Raw genomic sequence first — 18,692 nt, 5'->3', positions numbered from 1 at the left:
TGATGCTGATTGTAGGGGAGGTAGCTCGTCGTCATTCGACAAGTTTACCTCGTCCCCATTCCGATTGCATCAGTTTCTGCCGCGCAGACTCCTAGCCTCGACTCATCCGATTTCACATCGGAGGGAATAAGTTTCCTTCGGGAAAATCACTCCCACTCGATTACCAACGAGTGATCCAAGCATCTGATTTTATTACGTATTTTTCGACCCGCGATCGATGGTGCCAGCAAACATACCAGCAACAAAAATAAGCGCCCGGCATATACACAAACAGCTCCGACTCATACTCACGCCAGGCCAACAACGACATTCTGCAGCTGAACATGCAGCATGGGAAGGACAGATCGCACACCTCCGAGCCCATTTTGACGACCAGGCATTTTCCGTCGGGCAAGTCGGATCCCTGCGTGTCGGCCCAGTAGCGGAAGTAGGCAAGCAAGCGCTGCACCGCGGTGCCCTCCGCGGCCAGCAATGAATCCACCGTCGCCAGGTAGTCGGAGAAATACTGCTCGAGCAAAGCCTGCCCGAACTCTTCCTTCGAGCGGAAGTAGTAATAGAACGAGCCCTTGCGCACGTCCGCAGCGGCCACCACTTCGGCCAGGCCGACTGCGGTATAGCCTTTGTTGATCATCAGCGCCTTTGCCACGTCGAGGATGTGCTGGCGCGTTTCCGTCATTGGCACCCAGCCAATATCCTCATAGTCCAAGCCGGTAGGCGGCAACGATATGCATAAATATTGTTGATGCTAAGACCAGAAAACCATAATTTTCCATTTGAATATTAGATGAATATAATTTTCCATGCGCCGAAACAAGCAGGCGCGGCGCGGGCGACAAGCCGGCCGCGACGCGTGGATGGGGTGCGTAACAAACGCAACGGCACCAATGACATCAACAACAAGGAGAACAACGACATGTCCGAGTCAACGAAAACGAATCAGATGCGCATTCCCAGGGAGGGCATACAGCGACTCTTGCTGGGCCTGGGCGTTGCCGCCATCACGCTGCAATTGGCGGGATGCGGAGGAAGCGGAAACAACGACACTTTTTCAGCCGGAGCCGCGGCAACTGGGGACGACTATAGCGCTGAGATCGCCAAGCAGGTCTTGAGCGAAGGGGGCAATGCCGTCGACGCCGCAGTCGCCACCGCCTTCGCGCTGGCCGTAACCTACCCCGAAGCGGGTAATATTGGCGGTGGCGGCTTCATGAATGTCTACATGGACGGCAAGCCCTATTTCCTTGACTATAGGGAGACCGCCCCGGCCGCCGCCACGTCCACCATGTACATGCAGTATAAAACTGCCAGCGGCGCCCAGGATCCGAACAGCAGCGTCGCCGGCGCCCAGGCCGTGGCCGTGCCAGGCACGGTCAGCGGGCTGTGGGAGGCACACAAGAAATTTGGCCGGCTGCCCTGGCAAAAGCTCGTCGCCCCCGCCATCGTCCTGGCAAAAGATGGCTACTATCCGGCCAAGACCTCGATTTCATGGCTCAACACCATGGGATCGGCCTATGCCGGCACGCCATATCCGACGAATTTCACCGCCCACTTCGGCGGCATGAACAGCGGCATACTGTTCAAGCAGGCCGAACTTGCGGCAACGCTCGAACGCATCGCGCAAAACGGCGCCGATGAGTTCTACCGCGGAAAGACCGCTGACATGCTGGTGGCGGCGATGACGCAGGACGGCGGCAAGGGTATTGTGACGAAGGATGACCTTGCGGCCTACAAGCCGGTTTGGCGTGAGCCGATCTCGTTTGACTGGAAAGGCATGAAAGTGTTGACGGCGCCGCCGCCGAGTTCGGGGGGCATTGCCCTGGCACAGCTTCTTGGCATGAAGTCGGTGCTGGCGGGCAGCCTGTTTGCCAAGCTCGAGGTCAACAGCGCCCAGTACATCCACCTGAACGCCGAGATCATGAAGCGCGTGTTTGCCGATCGCGCCGAGTACCTTGGCGACCCGGCCTTCACCCCCGTCCCGGTTGCAGGCCTGCTGGACGCGGACTACATCGCAAGGCGCGCGGCCGAGGTGAATCCGACGGCGATCACGCCGACCGCCAATGTCAAGCCCGGAGCGCCAAAGGTCCACACGACGCACTTCTCGATTGTTGACAAATGGGGCAATGCCGTCTCGAACACCTACACCTTGAACAATCCCTACGGCAGCGGTGTCGTGGTGAAAGGGGGCGGATTCGTCCTGAATGATGAAATGGACGACTTTGCCACCGTTCCCGGGCAGGCCAATGCGCTTGGGGTAGTCGGCGGCGAGGCCAACGCGGTGGCGCCCGGCAAACGGCCACTGTCGTCGATGTCACCGACCATCGTGCTCAAGGATGGCAAACCGGCGATGGTGATCGGAACGCCCGGTGGCTCGCGCATCTTTACAGCCGTCTACCAGGTGTTGTCCAATGTCTACGACTACAACATGGGCCTGGAGTCGGCGGTGAAGAACCGCCGCTTCCATCACCAGCTTCCGCAAGGCTCCGTCATCGAAGGCGAGCCCTATTCGCCGCTTCCGGCCGACCTTGCCAGCCAGCTGGTCGCGCGAGGCTATAGCGTGAAAACAAACTGGTTCGACACCGACGTGCAGGCCATTCAGATCGTCAACGGCACGCCGGTCCCCGTATCCGACCCACGGGGGCGGGGCAAGTCAGTGGTGGCGCATTGACGTTCCAGGCGCTCCCTCGGGAGCGCCTGTGGCGGCTGCCACCGCCGCCGCCTCGGCAATCCATTGTTTCAGCGAGCAGATTTTAGTCCGGCATGCCCTGGTCGACATCCATCGCCTCGCCGATGGCATAGAAACGACCGCCGGCGATGTAGTGCAAGCTGCGCATAGCCGGATCGGCGGTCTCAAAATTCCAATGCCCGTCCATGAACACGCGCGTGTCCGACCAAGCCGCTTCGATCTCGGCGATGAACAGATCGTAGGTCTTCTCGTTGTGCGGTTCGTGCAAAACGCGGCAGGCCAGCCATGCCGAACATCCGGACACGAACGGCAGGTCGTGGCCGTCGATATCGAACAACTCGACACCACTGTGATCCAACTTGCCGGGGTCGCGCGACAGGCTGCGGTGTCCGACCTGATAGGTGAGCTTAAGCTGCGCCACGGTGGGCACTTGGACCACGAAGCGGCCGCTTCCCTCGACCAGTTCCCGGGTCTTGGCGATCTTGTCCAGCACCACGGTAAGCTTGGGCGGCGCATAGTCTAGCGCGCAGGCCCAAGCCGCGGCCATCACGTTGTCCGTGCCACCGAAGCGCGCGGACACGAGGACGGTTGGCCCATGGTTGAGCAGGCGGTAGGCTTTGTCCAGCGGCACTGGCGCAATGTATGTCTTCATCGTGATTCCACCAGTACTGCTTGCGTGAGCGGATCAGCGCGCATGGCCGAGGGCCAGGTGCCGCTGCAAATTTTCATGTCCAGAAACAATGAGGTCCCGTATGCTTTGCGCATGCAGCCCATGCGGATCGGGATCGCGTGTGTCAAAACTGGCTAGCCACTGCACCACCGTCGTGTCCTGGTCAGTCAGCGGCACAAGTTTAACCGTGGCAACGTAGTTATCCAGCGGTAGCGGCGCCTCCTCGAAACGGTAGGAGACCAGCATGTTGCGCTCGTCAAGCGCCATGAGGCGCTCGCGCAGGATCCCGCCATCCTGAAGCGTCAGACGGCGAATGCAGCCCACCATGCCATCGGGCTGCCCGTCCTCGATGACGCTCGCCGATATGGCCGGATGCCATTGGCCGATTTCGCCAAACTGTTTCAGGACGCTCCAAACGCGCTCCGCGCTACCTTGCATCAAGGCATTGTATTCCACCATCGGCATGTTCGTTTCCTTTATTGAATGTGAGTATGTGTATTGGCAGTGCGCGCAGCTCGCTCGTCGCAGCGGGACGGGAGCACGCATCAAGTGTTTTGTTACCGGTCCGCGGATGTAGGATCGCCTACCTTAAATCAGCTGCTCGGCGCTCACAATATGTATCCCCGCTTGCGGGCTCAGCGCTGCCTCCAACAATGCTCGGGCAATATGTGCCGCCGGGTTGAGCCGCCAGCGCCGGGGCAGCAGCGGTCCCGCCAGCGCCAATCCCGACACGAGCAGGCGTTCGGCCGGCCGGAACTCCTCACGCTCGCCACCGATGACGCCGGGCCGCACGAAAGTCAGGGACGCGAAGGCTTCCTTGGCCAGATCCTGCTCCAGCTCTCCCTTAACCCGGTTGTAGAAAAAGCGCGAACCGGCATCGGCGCCGGTGGCCGAGTTCAGTACATAGGCCGGTGTGCCGTGCGCGCGCGCCAGCCGCGCAACGGCCAGCGGATAGTCATGGTCCACGCGGCGGAAAGCCGCCCTCGACCCGGCCGCCCGCATGGTGGTGCCCAAGGTGCAGATGACGGCGTCGGCGCACCACCACGGGGCGCCCGGGTCAAGCTGCTCGAAGTCCACACGGGGCGAGGACAGCTTGGGGTGTGCCGGCAGCCCACGCCGTGCCGGCGCCACCACCGAAGCGACCCGAAGGTCGGCCAGCGCCAAATCCAAAGTATGGCGTCCCACCAGGCCGCTGGCGCCAAGCAGAAGCAATTTTACGCCCGCACCCATCGTACACTTCCGCGTTGTTGAATGAATTCGCCAACCAGGGCGCCTCCCCGGGCCGGCGCGACGAGCACGCGCTTCATCCCTCAAACTGGTGATAGACCTTGGCGATGACCTTCCAGTCGCCATCAATCTTAATTAACGTCAGGTAGTCGTTATAGTCGGCGCCGATGGCGTCCTTTTCCATGTCCACCCGCACCACGGCGGTGGTCGGCGTGATCGCGAGCACATCTAGCCGCGTGCTGATCTCCGGCGCCTTGCCGTTCCGTGTCACGAAGTCGTAGAGATTGGCGATAGGGCCGCCGAGCAGTTCGCCGTTGGTGAAGCCGTACATCACGGCATGCTGGTGAAACGCCTCGGCGACGTGCTCGACGCTACCGATGCGCAGGCCGTCGACGTATTTCTGGGCAACGGCGATCACCGCGGTGTAGTCGCTCGTCGGTACTGCCTTGATATTTTTGCTCATTACTTTCTCCTATTCGAATAGAGCGCGCGAGGCGCTGGCGATGCGGGACGGTTGCCGGCGCAAATCAAGGGGCCACGTGGGTGTGGTAGATCTTGCTGACCACCGTCCAGTTGCCATCGACCTTCAGCAGGTTGAAGAAATCGGTGAAACAGAAACCGGAGATGTCGTTGGTATCGATGCGCGCGCTGGCGGCGGTGCCGACGATGTCGATGTTGACGATCGCGCCCCGGGCTTCGGGCGACGGACGGAAGGCGCTGTCGATGGTATCGAACAGCCCCTGGATCGCGCCGCCGCTGAGCTTGCCGTCGGCATCGACGCCGAAGATCGTGGCCTGCTCGCTGAAGGCCGGTTTCATGATACTGCTCTTGGCCTGCTTGCCGCCTTCGTTGTACTGGTTCAGCACGTCGACGATGGCCTGGTATTCCTGGACGTAGCTAGGTTTGCTCATGGTGTCGCTCCTGTTTGTGGTTGGGAAATCAAGTGCTTGAGGTTTGTATTCTTACCCCGACGTTCGGATCGGGCGCCGCGCGTTTCTTCGGCGTGTGCTTCGGCGTGTGCTTCGGAAAAATGGAGCAAGGCCCTGCCGGACTCACCAGTCCTGCCGGGCCGGCGTGATAATCAGGTCGTTGATGTTGACCGTCGCGGGCTGCTTGAGCGCATACACGACAGCCTGGGCGACGTCCTCGGGAGCGATGGCGATCTTGTTGAGTTCATGGGCAATCTTGCGGCCTTCCGGATCGCTGACCTTGTCGGCCCAGCCGGTGTTGACCACGCCGGGGCTGATGGTGCCGGCCCGGATGCCGAGTTGTACCGACAGCTCCTTGCGCAGGGATTCGGTGATCGCTTGAACGAAGAACTTGGTGGCGCAATACACGCCAGCCGAGGGCGTGACATGGTGGCCGGCGATGGAATCCATGTTCAGAATGTGCCCGGACTTTTGCTCTCGCATGTAAGGCAGTACGGCGGCAATCGCGTTCAGATAACCCTTGATGTTGACGTTGATCATTTTGTCCCAATCGTCCACCGCCAGATCGGTCCAGTTAGAGAACAGCATCAGTCCGGCGTTGTTGACCAGTATGTCGATCGAACCGTAGCTGTCCTTGGCCGACTGCGCCATCGCCGTCATCTGCTCGGGGACGGTAACGTCCGCAACGCGCCCCATGATCTCGCCACCGTCCCGGCGTACGGTGGCCACCAAGGCATCGAGCTCGGCCTCGTCCCGGGCAACGGCGACGACGCGGGCTCCCTGTGCCGCCAGTGCCCGAGCCGTGGCGGCCCCGATGCCGGACGAGGCACCGGTGATGACGACCACTTTGTTTTGCAGATGATTCATATTGAACTCCATTCTTGAGATTGGTCTCGGGGCGACACGGCAACGAGACGGTCGTGATCAGTAATTGCCGTTCGGCCAGTCGGTGTAACCCTTGGCGCCGCCGTTATAGTAGGACTCGCGCGGAGCGATGGTCAGCGCCGCGCCGCGGCGCAGGCGCTCGACCAAGTCGGGGTTGGCGATGAACAGCCGGCCAAACGCGACGGCGTCGATCTTTCCTTCAGCGCGACGCCGGATCGCCAGATCCAGGTCGTAGTTGTTATTGCCAATGTACGGGCCTGTGAACAATGCGCGCAGCGCGTCCAGATCCACTCCGGCCGGAACGTCTCGCGAGCCGCCGGTCGCGCCTTCGACGAAGTGCATATAGGCCAGTTTGAAGCGGTTGAGCTCCCGGATCAGGTGGCCGTAGGTCGCCATGACGTCGCTGTCGGGCGGCGTGTTGCCGACATCGGGCGACACGGGCGATAAGCGAATGCCGACCCGGTCGCCGCCCCAGATATCGACGACCGCTTCGGTCACCTCCAGCGTCAGGCGCGCGCGGTTTTCAATCGAGCCGCCATACTGGTCGGTACGCCGGTTCGTCGAGTCGCGCAAAAACTGGTCCAACAGGTAAGCGTTGGCCGAGTGGACTTCCACACCGTCGAACCCGGCGCGCTTGGCGTTCTTGGCGGCGTGCCTGTATTGCTCGACGATGCCGGGGATTTCGCCGCTCTCCAGGGCGCGCGGCATCGAGACCGGTACAAAGCCCTCGGTGGTGTAGGTGTTGCCTTCGGCCCTAATCGGCGACGGCGCAACGGGCGCCTCGCCGTTGGGCTGGAGTTCCGTGCTGGAAAAGCGGCCGACGTGCCACAGTTGCAGAACGATCTTGCCGCCGGCGCCATGCACCGCGTCCGTGACGTTTTTCCATCCTTCGACTTGCTCCTCGGTCCAGATGCCCGGCGTCGCCGCGTAACCGCGGCCCTGCGCGGAAATATTCGTCGCTTCCGCAACGATCAGGCCGGCCCCCGCCCGCTGGGCGTAGTAGGTGGCGTGCAGCTCGCCCGGGACGCCGTCTTCGGCGTAGCGGCTACGCGTCACCGGGGCCATGACAATCCGGTTGAGGAGAGTGAAGGCGCCCATCTTCGCGGGCAAGAACAGATCGGTGTAAGTTTGCTTATCAGTCATTTCAAATTTCATAGTCGACCAGTCGTCTATATTTGGTGAAAAAAAACACGGCTCACTCGAGGAGCCGGCGTGTTGTTGCCATGGCGATATCGAAAGGCTCGTTACGCTTTCCGAGCTTGGCCAGCAATGAAGCGCCCAGCCACAGCTGGTACAGCGATTCCGCCAGCGCCGTCGCCGTGTCGCGCGTGGCAATCTGGCCCTCGGCCTGGCCTGCCGCAACGCATCCGGCAATCCGCGCAACGATGCCACGCGTACCTTGCTCAAGGATAGAGCGCATGTCATCGGACAGGTCGCACACCTCCGGCCCGAGTTTGACGACCAGACATTTACCGTCCGGGAGGTCGGTGCCTTGCGTGTCGCTCCAATAACGGAAATAATTCAGCAGGCGTTCGACGGGCGTCTGCCCTTGCGTACTCAACAGTGAATCGACGGTTGAAAGGTAGGCTGAAAAGTATTCCTCCAGCAAGGCTTGTCCAAACTCCTCCTTCGACTTGAAGTAGTAATAGAACGATCCTTTCGGCACCCGCGCCGTAGCCACGACCTCGGCCAGACCGACAGCGGTGTAACCCTTGTTCGTCATCAACGTCCTGGCCACATCGAGGATGTGCTGACGTGTTTCTTGCACTGTTTTCTTCATAGCTGCCGATTATAAGTAAAAACCGACCAGTCGTCTATATATTTTCGCTGCCCGTTCAATCTGCCCTTCCGTCTTTTTTTACCAGGATATCCAGGGCGCTCGCACCTGACACCGCTTTACTGCTGGAAATGGCGGCAAGGCTGTCGACAAGCGCATCCAGCACCTTGTTTTCGCTGCCGTTGATACGTTGCAAAATTCCGATCTCCCTGTAGAAGTGGGAATCCTTGAGCGGGTAAATGCGAATACGCGCGCCGAGCTGGTCGGCGACCAGTTCGTAGGGAACTATCGATACGCCCAAACCGCTCCTGACCATCTGCAGGATTACGGCGGGCTCATCCAGTTCCATCACGTCATTGACCTGTATGCGGTTGCGTTTCAGGAAGCGGTCGACCAGCTGGCCGCCATAGGAACGACGGTTATACCGGATGAATGGATGGGTTCGCAGCAACTCCCTTACAGGCTGGTACGCGACTCGGCTGTGCGCAATGGCGACGTAATTTTCCTTGAGAAGCGGGGTCCAGCGCAGATCCTTCGGCAGCTTCAAGGACGGCTTGATCATGACCGCGAAATCGAGTTCGCGCGCGTCGATCTGCGAAAGAAGCTGCACCGAGGTCCCTGGCACCACATTTACTTCGACGCCGGCGAACTGCTGCCGGAACATCCACAACGCTTCCGGTAGCAGTCCCATTTGCACCGTTGTGATGGCGCCAAGGTCAAGCCGTCCGGCAACATCGGCATCCGTCGACTGACCCTTCATCGTATCGTACAAGCGCACGATTTCCTGCGCCGTCGGCAGCAGCTGCCGGCCGCGCGCCGACAATACCACGGCCTTCCCCATGCGGTCGAACAACTGGCAGTTCAGGTCTTCCTCCAGCTTTTTCATCTGCGAACTGATCGCCGGCTGCGTCAATCCAAGTGTCGATCCCGCTATGGAAAACGAGGAGGCCTTGGCCGCCGCGATGAATGTTTTGAGCACCCTATTCATATGCCGCTTCTCCCCGCCTCATCATAAAAATCTATTGTCGCACCGCGAACGGCTCGCCAGAATAAATAATTCTATTGATACTGTGGATAAAAAACGATCATTTCACATAAAAATATTTACTATCTATAATTACCTTCATACCGCCGGATGCCGAAACGCGACACGCCCGGCGCGGCGCGGTCCGGTCCCGGGCTGATTGCGCCGAGTGAAGTGCTCCCCACCACACAGGAAAGAAGAACACCATGGGATTCCCCCTCTCCTCCAAGCTTAACGTTGTACAACCATCCCCGACCATTGCCATCACGCGCAAGGCGGCCGAGTTGCGGCGCCAGGGCCGCGATGTCATCAGCCTTTCCCAGGGCGAGCCCGATTTCGATACGCCATTGCATATCCGCGAGGCGGCCAAGGCCGCGATGGACGCCGGCGCAACCCGCTACACAGACGTCGATGGAACGCCGGAGCTCAAGCTCGCCATCGTCGACAAGTTCCAGCGCGAAAACGGCTTGGCCTATGAAACGTCGCAGATCACCGTCGGCACCGGCGGCAAGCAGGTGATCTTCAACGCCTTTTTTGCGTCGATTAACGAAGGCGACGAAGTCATCATTCCGGCACCGTACTGGGTATCCTACCCTGACATCGTCAGAATGAGCGGCGGCACGCCGGTCGTGCTTTCCTGCACCGAGGGCAACGCCTTCAAGCTCTCGGCGGAACAACTTCGGGCGGCGATCACGCCCAAGACGAAGTGGCTAGTCCTCAACTCGCCAAGCAATCCTACCGGCAGTGCCTATACCACGCAGGAACTGCGCGAGATTGCCGACGTACTTCTGGACTGTCCCGACGTATATGTCATGACGGACGATATCTATGAGCACATTCGTTACGATGACTGGCAGGTCAGTACGATCGCCGCGGTCGAACCCCGCCTGTTGCACCGCACCCTGACCTGCAATGGCGTATCGAAAGCATTTTCGATGACGGGCTGGCGTATCGGCTATGCCGGCGGGCCGGCCGATCTGATCCGCGCCATCGCCACGATCCAGTCGCAAAGCACGACCAACCCGAATTCGATCGCCCAGGCGGCCGCGGTGGCGGCATTGAACGGTCCGCTGGATTTTATCGCCGAACGCAACGCCATATTCCAGGAGCGGCGCGACATCGCCGCGCGCCTGCTTAACGCGATTCCGGGCGTGTCGTGTCGCATCCCCGAAGGCGCCTTCTATCTTTTCCCGTCGTGCGCGGGATTGATCGGCAAGAAAACCCCGCAGGGGAACATCCTGCAAACCGACGAGGATGTGGCCGGCTACCTGCTCGAGCAAGCGCTCGTGGCGGTCGTGCCGGGATCGGCATTCGGCATGTCGCCGTTTTTCAGGATTTCCTTCGCCACCAAGACCGAGCGCTTGACGGACGCATGCGGGCGCATTGCCGAGGCATGCCGCCTGCTGGAATAGGCGGCCAGATCGGAAGTGCAATACGGCAATTTACATCAACCGAAACAATAAGGAGTGGAATCTATGCAACTCGGATTAGAAGGAAAGACCGCGCTGGTGCTGGGCGGCGGCGGCGGGATAGGCAAGGCGATCGCGGCCAACTTCGCACGCGAAGGCATGCGGGTGGTGGTGGCGGACGTCAACGAGCAGGCGCTCGAAGCGGCCGTGCGCGAAGTCGAGCAAGCGGGATCGACGGCGCTGCCCTTGCAGTGGGATTTGGGCGATCTCGCTTCAATCGACGGGCACGTGCGCCGTATCGAAGCGTATTTTGGCCCGGTCGATGTATTGATCAACAACACCGGCGGACCGGCGCCGAGTCCGGCCACGGATCTCGATCCCCAGCTCTGGCTGAAGAGCTTCGAATCGATGGTTCTTTCCTTGATCAAAGTGACGGATCGCGTGCTTCCTGGCATGAAGGAGCGTAAATGGGGCCGCATCATCACCAGCACCTCGTCCGGCATCATTGCGCCGATTCCCAACCTGGCAGTCTCGAATGTGTTGCGGATGTCGCTGCTCGGCTGGTCAAAAACGCTGGCGCGCGAGGTTGCGCCCGCCGGCATCACGGCCAACGTCGTCTTGCCGGGACGCATTTCCACTCCGCGCATCCGCTTTCTCGACGAGGCGAAGGCGAAGCGGGAAAACCGCTCCGTCGAGGCGGTCGAACAGGAAAGCACGCAATCGATTCCGCTCGGCCGCTACGGTACGCCGCAGGAATACGCCGATGTCGTGACCTTCCTGGCAAGCGCCGCGGCGTCCTACGTCACCGGTTCGGTCATCCGGGTCGATGGCGGACTCATCGCGAGCGTCTAGCGGCGCGCAGTGCATTTGAAGCATACGGCAACCGATAACTGAAAAGAGGGTATGAACATGACACTGAACAAGGCTGCAATCGAAACGCTTGCAAAAGTTTCCACCGCCACCATCACCACGATTCTCCTGAAAAAAGGCTTGCGCAACGTCTGGATGCGCGGAACGCGCCCCCTGAAGGCGGGCCAGCCGCGCATCGTCGGACCGGCGTTCACCTTGCGTTTCGTTCCCGCGCGGGAAGATCTGGCAACCCCCGAGTCGTGGTCTTCCCCGCGTTCGACCCGGGCCGCCATCGAAGACATGCCGGAAGGCTGCGTTGTGGTGGTGGACGCGATGGGGACGAGCGATGCTGGCATCTTCGGCGACATCCTGTGCGCGCGCATGAAAAAGCGCGGCGTGGCCGCCTTGGTGACGGATGGCGTCGTGCGCGACGTGGCCGGCGTGCTGGAAACGGATCTGCCCGTGTGGTCCCAGGGCGTGGCCGCGCCGCCGTCCGTGGCGGGGCTCACTTTCGTCAATTGGCAAGAGCCAATCGGATGCGGCGGTGTGGCGGTGTATCCGGACGACATCGTGGTGGTGGACGGCGATGGCGCCGTGCTGATCCCGGCCGCCTACCTTGAAGACGTGCTCGCGGCGGGGGTACAGCAAGAGCAATTGGAGGCATGGATCATGGGCGAGGTGGAAAAAGGCGCCGCGCTGCCCGGACTCTATCCGCCCAACGCCGAAAACAAGGCGCGTTTCGAAGCGACGCTGGCAACACCTTGATCGCGTAGCACCGTCGGGAACGTGAACCTCCGTCTTCTCCAAGGCGCGCCGGCAGGCAGCCCCCACCCCACCCCCCCGGGTTTGCCTGCCGCCGATCGCCGAAAAAAAGGCAACTTCGCTATTTGAAGAATATTTCCAGGAGACGGCATGAACCCGCCAATACTCCTCACCGCCCTTGCCTGGTGAAAAAGAAGCTCGCCCTCCCGGCACTGACCGTCCAGTTCGTTTCAGTGGCGGCCTCCACCCGCATTCCGCTGATGATGAACGGGACCATCGACCTCGAGTGCGGAAACACGACGAATACCGTCGAGCGGCAACAGCATGTGGCCTTTTCGCCGACAATTTTCGTGGCCGCCAACCGCCTTCTTTCGAAAAAAGTCCAACATCAAGTCCGTGGCGGACTTGATGGGCCAAGTCCGCAGGTATTTTTACAATCGATTTTTTTAAACACGGGAACATCATGCCTGACTTCGTCATCCCCCCACCGGCGATTCCCGCCGTCGCCGTCGCTGGAAGCGCATCTACATTTCCGGTCCGGCGCGTGTTCTGCGTAGGGCGCAATTATGCCGCCCACTCGCGCGAGATGGGCAGGGACCCCGACCGCGAAGCGCCGTTTTTTTTCATGAAACCCGCGCACGCCGTCGTTGCGGCACAGGGCAAGCTCGCCTATCCGCCATGCACACAGGATCTCCATCACGAAATCGAGTTGCTTGTCGCACTAGGTGGCGGCGGTGCGGATATTTCGCCGGAAAATGCGCTCGCGCTGGTCTGGGGCTATGGCGTGGGTTTGGATCTGACGCGCCGCGATCTTCAGGCTGTCGCCAAGGAAATGGGCCGCCCATGGGACTTCTCCAAGGGCTTTGACGCCTCCGCCCCTTGCAGCGCCTTGCGTCCGGCCAGCGAGATCGGGCACCCGAGCGATGCCCGCATCTGGCTGGAGGTCAACGGCGCGGTGAAACAGGACGGCAATCTGCGGGAAATGATCTGGTCCGTTGCCGACATCATCAGCCACATTTCGCGCTTTGTCCGCCTGGCGCCAGGCGATCTCATTTTCTCCGGCACCCCCGCCGGAGTCGGACCGTTATTGCCTGGCGATCGCGTCCACGGTGCAATCGCCGGAATCGCGGACTTTGATTTCCAGGTCGGCCCATATCCGGGGGAAAACGAATCTGCCGCGCAAGTGTAGCGGCTGGCGTTTAAAAACGGCCATGCTCGCATTCGACGCCGGTTCTGGCTCACATTAACTGCAAATGACGGAAGGGCCATGCCCACGTTAACTGTAAACGTCCTCGCAATCCACGGCGTCAGCTCGCATTCGAAAGCGGCGTGCTCGCGCCAACTGCCAATGAGATCATGCCTGCGTCCACAGCTCGGCTTCGCCCCATTCCGGTCGCTGAACGTAAACCGGGGGCTCTGCGAATTCGGCCTGTCGAGATACCCTACTTTGACGGCTTGCGTTCCCGCAAGTCGGTCTGCTATGCGTTGTCTGTGATCGCCCAGCACTAATGCCGCATCAATAATTGCTAGCGTAGCAATGAAAAATTGCGGATAAGCGATTGAATATCGCACTTACGTTCAACACCAGTGCCGCGCTTAGGGCGCGACGTGGGTATGGAATATCTTGCTAACGATCATCCACTTGCCATCGACCTTGAGCAGGTGGAAGAAGTCGCTGAACGAGAAACCCGAGACATCGTTGGAGTCGACGCGCGCACTGGCAGCGGTGCCGACGATATCGACTTTGACTATCACGCTTTGAGCTTCAGGTGATGGGCGAAATGGCGGGTTGTCGATAGCCTTAAACAGTTCCTGGATTGAGCCGCCAGTCAGCTTGCCCTTGGCATCGACGCTGAAGATGGTGGCTTTTTCACTGAAGGCTGGTTTCATGACCATGCTGCTAGCCTGTTTGCAGCCGTCGATGTACTTGTTCAGTACCTCCGCGATGGCTTGATAATCCTGCACATAGGTAGGTTTGTTGATGGCCTTGCTACTGGCAACTTGCTGGCCGCCTTGCAGGTTTGCGGCTTGAGCAGTGGCGCCAATGCCAGAAATGACTGCAGCGAACAACAAGGTTTTGAAGAGGGTCTTTTTCATTTAGTCACTCGTGATAATGGTTGCAACTACTGATGAAGGCAGCAGACTTGGCGGGAGAGCTGATCTGCTGCGCATGCTCATCGTGGACTGAACAATGCACGCCGGAAATTCAGGGTGCGATGTGCGTGTGGAATATTTTGCTCACTACCGTCCACTTGCCTTCGACTTTCAGCAAGTGGAAGAAGTCGGTGAAGCAGAAGCCAGAAACATCGTTCGTGTCGATGCGCGCACTGGCGGCGGTGCCGACGATGTCGACTCTGACGATTGCCCCCTGAGCTTCAGGCGATGGTTGGAACGCGGTGTCGATGCCGTCGAACAAATTTTGGATACCTCCGCCAGTCAGCTTGCCTTCGGCGTCAACGCTGAACATAGTTGCCTGCTCGCTGAAGGCCGGTTTCATGATGTTGCTATCGGCTTGCTTGCAGCCTTCGTTGTACTTGTTCAGTACTTCGACGACGGCCTGATAGTCCTGCACATAGGTCGGTTTGCTCATGTTTTTACTCCTGGTTGTTAATACTAAAAAAACCGGCCGCCCCGGCCGGCATGGGGTTCAATGCTTATTGACAACCGCGGTAGCCGCCGCCGGGGTCCATGGACCCAACTGGTCCAACTTACTGGCGCGGTGGTCGAGCCACCAAGCGGCTTGGACATTCCAGTTGGCATAGGCGGCGTCCGGGCTAGCCGCTCCCAGCGCCTGCTGTGCATGCAGGGGAAAGTGTGGATCGCGCAGCGCCGCATGGCCCAGCGCGACCAAGTCGGCCTGGCCGGACGCGATAATGGCTTCGGCCTGCGCCGGATCGACGATGATGCCGACGGCCATGGTGCCAATATTGGCTTCGCGGCGGATTTGTGCGGCGAACGGCACCTGGAAGCCATAGCCGTTCGGGTACTCATAGACGCCAAAACCGCCGGACGAGCAGTCGATGACGTCGACACCGACCGCCTTCAGGGCTTCGGCCAGAGCGACGCTGTCGTCGATGGTCCAGCCATTGCTGCTGCCATCGACCGCCGACAGGCGCACGAACAGCGGCTTGTCCTGCGGCCATACCGCGCGCACTTCGCGGGCGATTGCCAAAGGCAGGCGGATGCGGTTCTCGAAGCTGCCGCCGTATTCATCGCTGCGGTCGTTGGTCAGCGGTGAGAGGAAAGCGTTGAGCAGAAAGCCGTGCGCATAGTGCAGCTCGAGTACATCGAAGCCAGCCTCCTGCGCGCGGCGGGCCGCAGCAACAAAATCGCCACGGACCTGGGCGATGCCGCCAGCATCGAGGGCCATGGGCAGCAGCCAGCCATCGGCCACAGGACGCGCGCTTGGCGACACCACTTCCCAAGAGATCTCACCGCGTGCGGCGTCCTCGTCGTTCAAGGGGCCGTTGCCTTCAAAGGCGCGCTGGATGCTCGCTTTCGGCCCCGCATGGCCGATCTGGATGCCAGGCGTGGCGCCATAGGCCTTTGCAAAGGCGGCGATACGCGCCAGGCCGGCAATGTGCGCGTCGTCCCACAGACCCAGGTCGCCATGCGTGATCCGTCCTTCGGGCGAGATGGCGGTCGCTTCGACCATCATCAGGCCGAAGCCGCCCAAGGCGAAACGGCCATAGTGGACGGCGTGGTAGTCGCTTGCGTAGCCGTCTTTTGCCGTGTACTGGCACATCGGGCTCAGGGCATAGCGATTGCGCAGGGTGACACCCCGCAGTGTCAAGGGTTCGAAGATTTTGCTCATGGTTCTTTTCTCGAAAATGTCTGGCGTAAGCAGATTGATTTGTTTATGTGATCAGTATGCGGATCGGCGATAGTGACGTAAATAGTCACAGATAGCGATATGGCATGAACGGAGAAGTCATAATCGAGTCTCCAGTCCGTGTGGACGGCGCACTATATATGCCTCCGCTGCGACTTCCAGTTCAGCTTTGAAACTACTTGCCCAGGTTGGTCTTGAGCTCTTGCGATGCCTGCGCTATCGCGCTGCGGATCGCCGGCACATGACTATTCACGTTCAACAGCCCGAAATCGTGAATCAAGCCGTTGTAGCGCACCGACTTCACCTTCACGCCCGCAGCGTCGAGCTTGCGGCCGTAAGCTTCGGCTTCATCGCGCAGGACATCGAATTCGGCGGTCTGGATCAGCGTCGGCGGCAAGCCCTTGAGCTGCTCGGTAGTCGCCTGCAGCGGCGAAGCGTAGATCTGTTTGCGTGCGTTGGCGTCGGTCGTGTAATTGTCCCAAAACCATGCCATCAAGTCTGTTGTCAGGAAGTAGCCGTTGGCAAACTGCTTGTACGACTGCGTGTCGAAGTGAGCATCCGTCACAGGACACAGCAATACTTGCGAACGCAGTGCGGGTGCGCCCTTTTCATTGGCCATCAAGGCAACCACGGCGGCGATGTTGCCACCCGCGCTGTTGCCTGCGACGGCAAGACGCTTGCCGTCGACGTTGATCTCCTTGCCATGCTCGGCAACCCATTTGGTTGCGGCATAGCCTTGCTCGATAGCGACGCCGTATTTCGCCTCCGGCGACAGGCTATAGTTGACGAAAACCGCCACCGCGCCAGAGCCTGCCACAAGGTCACGCACCAGCCGCTCGTGGGTTGGAAAGTCGCCAAGCACCCAGCCGCCACCATGGAAGTACATGAACGCGGGCAGGATCTTCTGCCCGCTGCCCGCTGGGCGCACGATAGTCAGCTTCAGGTCGCTGCCATTGACGTGGATTGTTTTCTCGCTGATGTCAGCTGCCGGTAACGCCACATTGGCGCCGGCTTGCGCGCTCACCAGCGCGGCGCGGGCATCGACCGGCGTCATGGTTTCGAGCGGTTTGCTGCCTTCAAGGGCTTGCAAGAATTTCGCCGTATTCTCTTCGACGCCGGGCAGGCTGGCTGCAGAAACATTGCCTTGAGCCAGGGCCACGATGGAAAAGGCGAGAGCGGAGCGGAGGGTTTTCATGATAATTCCTTTTCTCGAAAGACGGCTTGACTAGCCGGATTGATTTGTTTGATGTGATCAGTATGCAGATCGGCGATAATGAAGTAAATAGTCATAAAATTAGATATTGTATGAACAAAAAAGTCATAATTGGACCGTTAGACCAAGTTGAGGGCGTTGAAGGCGTAATCTCCACGTCGCCGCTGTATCTTCCCGGTCTGCTGACCTTTGAGGCCGCAGCAAGACATTTGAATTTCGCGCGCACCGCCGCGGAAATAGGCATCACGCCGACTGCGGTATCACGCACGATCAAAAATTTAGAAGCGCGATTGAATGTGAGGCTGTTCAATCGCACCACTCGTAGTGTCAGTCTGACCGAGGCTGGCGCGTCATTGAACGCGACATTGGCGCCTGCACTTGCCTTAATCAGAAACTCGCTGTCACAAGCCTTGCTCGCGACGGATCAACCGTCGGGCATGTTGCGCGTCAGTTCATCCTACGTCGCCTACCATATCTTGATCGAGCCGCATATGGCATCGTTCCTGGAACAATTTCCGCTCATCAATGTCGAGATCTCGCTCGATAATCAGCTGACCGATATCGTCAGCGCCGGCTTTGATATCGGCATACGCATGGGGAGAAAATTGCAGAATGATATGATTTCTGTGCCGCTGGGCGAGTTACAAAAACGAATCCTGGTGGCGGCACCGGATTACTTCCGGGAGGGCGGTGAACCACATGCGTTGGCGGACCTGCTCAAGCATAATTGCCTGCGTCAGCGCTATTGCGTTGGCGGGAGGTTATATGAATGGAAGTTCGAAGATCGGGGTCAGATGGTGCAAATCGACGTACAAGGGCGCTATATTTTTGACGAAATGCGCTCCGTGCTGGATGCCGCGATACAGGGCCAAGGAATAGCATTCATCTTGGAAAATTTTGCGAGGCAAGAACTGGCGGGCGGCATGCTGCGACAGCTTCTGAAGCGGCACTGGGCATTGGACGACGCTTTTCATCTCTACTATCCGCATCGCGAGCATATGCCGGGCAAGCTGCGTGCGTTCGTTGATTTCATGCGCGCTGCTAATAGCGCCAAACCGTCTTGATTTAATGGATCCTATTACAGGGTGAATTTACAGAGTTAAGGAATCGTGGCCTACCTGTTGATTTTCGGCGAAAATTGAGCCGCTTTAATGTGAATTTCATCCACAAAGCATGAGAGTTCCGGGCTCTATGCCGTTTTGTATGGAAATTGACTTCCGGATCGGTAGCGGGTACCCGCTTTCATAAGCGGTGCAACTGGGCGTAACGGGTTGTGTGGCAAATGCTTTAGCTTGGACATGCGGAGATAGGCGATGGCGACGAAATTCTTGACGGTGCGGAAGCCCCTGGCGGCGGTTTTGGTTTGCTGAAGCAAGCCGTTCATGGCTTCGACGTAGGCGTTGCTGCGTCCGTCGAGCATGCCGCGCACGACGCC

22 protein-coding genes are annotated in these 18,692 nt (G+C 59.6%); 7 read left to right on the top strand and 15 right to left on the bottom strand.

The window, feature by feature from the left end; translation table 11 throughout:
• Positions 1-160 precede the first annotated feature (160 nt).
• Positions 161-676: a TetR/AcrR family transcriptional regulator gene (locus tag ACFDR9_RS21990; protein ID WP_409032349.1), complete on the bottom strand. Its 516-nt coding sequence runs from the start codon at positions 674-676 to the stop codon at positions 161-163.
• Between the two features lie 108 nt (positions 677-784).
• On the opposite strand from ACFDR9_RS21990, the gene ggt reads away from it, so the two are divergent.
• Positions 785-2,662, top strand: a complete 1,878-nt coding sequence (ggt, locus tag ACFDR9_RS21985; protein WP_409032348.1) for a gamma-glutamyltransferase — start codon at positions 785-787, stop codon at positions 2,660-2,662.
• An 82-nt stretch (positions 2,663-2,744) separates the two neighbouring features.
• Here the strand turns inward: ggt and ACFDR9_RS21980 are convergent, their stop codons facing one another.
• The 9 genes from ACFDR9_RS21980 to ACFDR9_RS21940 all read right to left on the bottom strand — a co-directional run bounded on the left by ACFDR9_RS21980 (position 2,745) and on the right by ACFDR9_RS21940 (position 9,156).
• Positions 2,745-3,332 carry a flavin reductase family protein gene (locus tag ACFDR9_RS21980; RefSeq protein ID WP_409032347.1) on the bottom strand — a complete coding sequence of 196 codons (588 nt, stop codon included), beginning with the start codon at positions 3,330-3,332 and terminating at the stop codon, positions 2,745-2,747.
• 33 nt (positions 3,333-3,365) lie between these two features.
• Positions 3,366-3,815, bottom strand: coding sequence for an SRPBCC family protein (locus ACFDR9_RS21975; RefSeq protein WP_409032346.1), 450 nt, complete (start codon positions 3,813-3,815; stop codon positions 3,366-3,368).
• A gap of 123 nt (positions 3,816-3,938) precedes the next feature.
• A complete protein-coding gene (locus ACFDR9_RS21970) occupies positions 3,939-4,580 on the bottom strand; it encodes an NAD-dependent dehydratase (RefSeq protein WP_409032345.1) in 642 nt (213 codons plus the stop codon).
• A 73-nt stretch (positions 4,581-4,653) separates the two neighbouring features.
• On the bottom strand, positions 4,654-5,040 hold the full coding sequence (locus ACFDR9_RS21965; protein WP_409032344.1) for a nuclear transport factor 2 family protein: 387 nt from the start codon (positions 5,038-5,040) through the stop codon (positions 4,654-4,656).
• 64 nt (positions 5,041-5,104) lie between these two features.
• Positions 5,105-5,488, bottom strand: coding sequence for a nuclear transport factor 2 family protein (locus ACFDR9_RS21960; protein WP_409032343.1), 384 nt, complete (start codon positions 5,486-5,488; stop codon positions 5,105-5,107).
• 141 nt (positions 5,489-5,629) lie between these two features.
• Complete coding sequence (locus tag ACFDR9_RS21955) at positions 5,630-6,373, bottom strand: SDR family oxidoreductase (protein WP_409032342.1); 744 nt, start codon at positions 6,371-6,373, stop codon at positions 5,630-5,632.
• Between the two features lie 57 nt (positions 6,374-6,430).
• Positions 6,431-7,534 (bottom strand): alkene reductase, encoded by a 1,104-nt coding sequence (locus tag ACFDR9_RS21950; RefSeq protein WP_409032341.1) that lies wholly within the window; start codon positions 7,532-7,534, stop codon positions 6,431-6,433.
• A gap of 52 nt (positions 7,535-7,586) precedes the next feature.
• Positions 7,587-8,171 (bottom strand): TetR/AcrR family transcriptional regulator, encoded by a 585-nt coding sequence (locus ACFDR9_RS21945; protein ID WP_409032340.1) that lies wholly within the window; start codon positions 8,169-8,171, stop codon positions 7,587-7,589.
• 55 nt (positions 8,172-8,226) lie between these two features.
• Complete coding sequence (locus tag ACFDR9_RS21940; RefSeq protein WP_409032339.1) at positions 8,227-9,156, bottom strand: LysR family transcriptional regulator; 930 nt, start codon at positions 9,154-9,156, stop codon at positions 8,227-8,229.
• A gap of 242 nt (positions 9,157-9,398) precedes the next feature.
• On the opposite strand from ACFDR9_RS21940, the gene ACFDR9_RS21935 reads away from it, so the two are divergent.
• From ACFDR9_RS21935 to ACFDR9_RS21915, 5 genes are all read left to right on the top strand, one after another.
• On the top strand, positions 9,399-10,604 hold the full coding sequence (locus ACFDR9_RS21935; protein WP_409032338.1) for a pyridoxal phosphate-dependent aminotransferase: 1,206 nt from the start codon (positions 9,399-9,401) through the stop codon (positions 10,602-10,604).
• Positions 10,605-10,667: 63 nt separating this feature from the next.
• On the top strand, positions 10,668-11,453 hold the full coding sequence (locus ACFDR9_RS21930) for an SDR family oxidoreductase (protein WP_409032337.1): 786 nt from the start codon (positions 10,668-10,670) through the stop codon (positions 11,451-11,453).
• Between the two features lie 51 nt (positions 11,454-11,504).
• The gene (locus ACFDR9_RS21925) at positions 11,505-12,215 is read left to right on the top strand and encodes a ribonuclease activity regulator RraA (RefSeq protein ID WP_409032336.1); all 711 of its coding nucleotides are present in this window, start codon (positions 11,505-11,507) and stop codon (positions 12,213-12,215) included.
• Positions 12,216-12,397: 182 nt separating this feature from the next.
• Complete coding sequence (locus tag ACFDR9_RS21920) at positions 12,398-12,769, top strand: transporter substrate-binding domain-containing protein (RefSeq protein WP_409032350.1); 372 nt, start codon at positions 12,398-12,400, stop codon at positions 12,767-12,769.
• Positions 12,676-13,401 carry a fumarylacetoacetate hydrolase family protein gene (locus ACFDR9_RS21915; protein WP_409032335.1) on the top strand — a complete coding sequence of 242 codons (726 nt, stop codon included), beginning with the start codon at positions 12,676-12,678 and terminating at the stop codon, positions 13,399-13,401. The genes ACFDR9_RS21920 and ACFDR9_RS21915 overlap by 94 nt, the downstream gene beginning before the upstream one ends.
• A gap of 407 nt (positions 13,402-13,808) precedes the next feature.
• Here the strand turns inward: ACFDR9_RS21915 and ACFDR9_RS21910 are convergent, their stop codons facing one another.
• The 4 genes from ACFDR9_RS21910 to ACFDR9_RS21895 form a co-directional block, all read right to left on the bottom strand.
• Complete coding sequence (locus ACFDR9_RS21910; protein ID WP_409032334.1) at positions 13,809-14,309, bottom strand: nuclear transport factor 2 family protein; 501 nt, start codon at positions 14,307-14,309, stop codon at positions 13,809-13,811.
• Positions 14,310-14,418: 109 nt separating this feature from the next.
• A complete protein-coding gene (locus ACFDR9_RS21905) occupies positions 14,419-14,802 on the bottom strand; it encodes a nuclear transport factor 2 family protein (protein ID WP_409032333.1) in 384 nt (127 codons plus the stop codon).
• A 57-nt stretch (positions 14,803-14,859) separates the two neighbouring features.
• A complete protein-coding gene (locus tag ACFDR9_RS21900; RefSeq protein ID WP_409032332.1) occupies positions 14,860-16,026 on the bottom strand; it encodes an NADH:flavin oxidoreductase/NADH oxidase in 1,167 nt (388 codons plus the stop codon).
• Positions 16,027-16,219: 193 nt separating this feature from the next.
• A complete protein-coding gene (locus ACFDR9_RS21895) occupies positions 16,220-17,239 on the bottom strand; it encodes an alpha/beta hydrolase (protein WP_409032331.1) in 1,020 nt (339 codons plus the stop codon).
• 110 nt (positions 17,240-17,349) lie between these two features.
• Here ACFDR9_RS21895 and ACFDR9_RS21890 point away from each other — a divergent pair, with 110 nt between their 5' ends.
• Entirely contained in the window at positions 17,350-18,321 is a 972-nt protein-coding gene (locus tag ACFDR9_RS21890) for a LysR family transcriptional regulator (RefSeq protein ID WP_409032330.1), read from the top strand.
• Positions 18,322-18,446: 125 nt separating this feature from the next.
• Here the strand turns inward: ACFDR9_RS21890 and ACFDR9_RS21885 are convergent.
• Positions 18,447-18,692, bottom strand: a 246-nt coding sequence (locus ACFDR9_RS21885; protein ID WP_409032329.1) for a transposase, incomplete at its 5' end; no start/stop codon positions are given.

Origin of the sequence: Janthinobacterium sp. CG_23.3 (assembly GCF_046115965.1) — a bacterium.
Taxonomy (GTDB): domain Bacteria; phylum Pseudomonadota; class Gammaproteobacteria; order Burkholderiales; family Burkholderiaceae_D; genus Janthinobacterium.
Note: the sequence above shows the minus strand (reverse complement) of the source record. Positions and strands in the feature narration are given on the sequence as shown.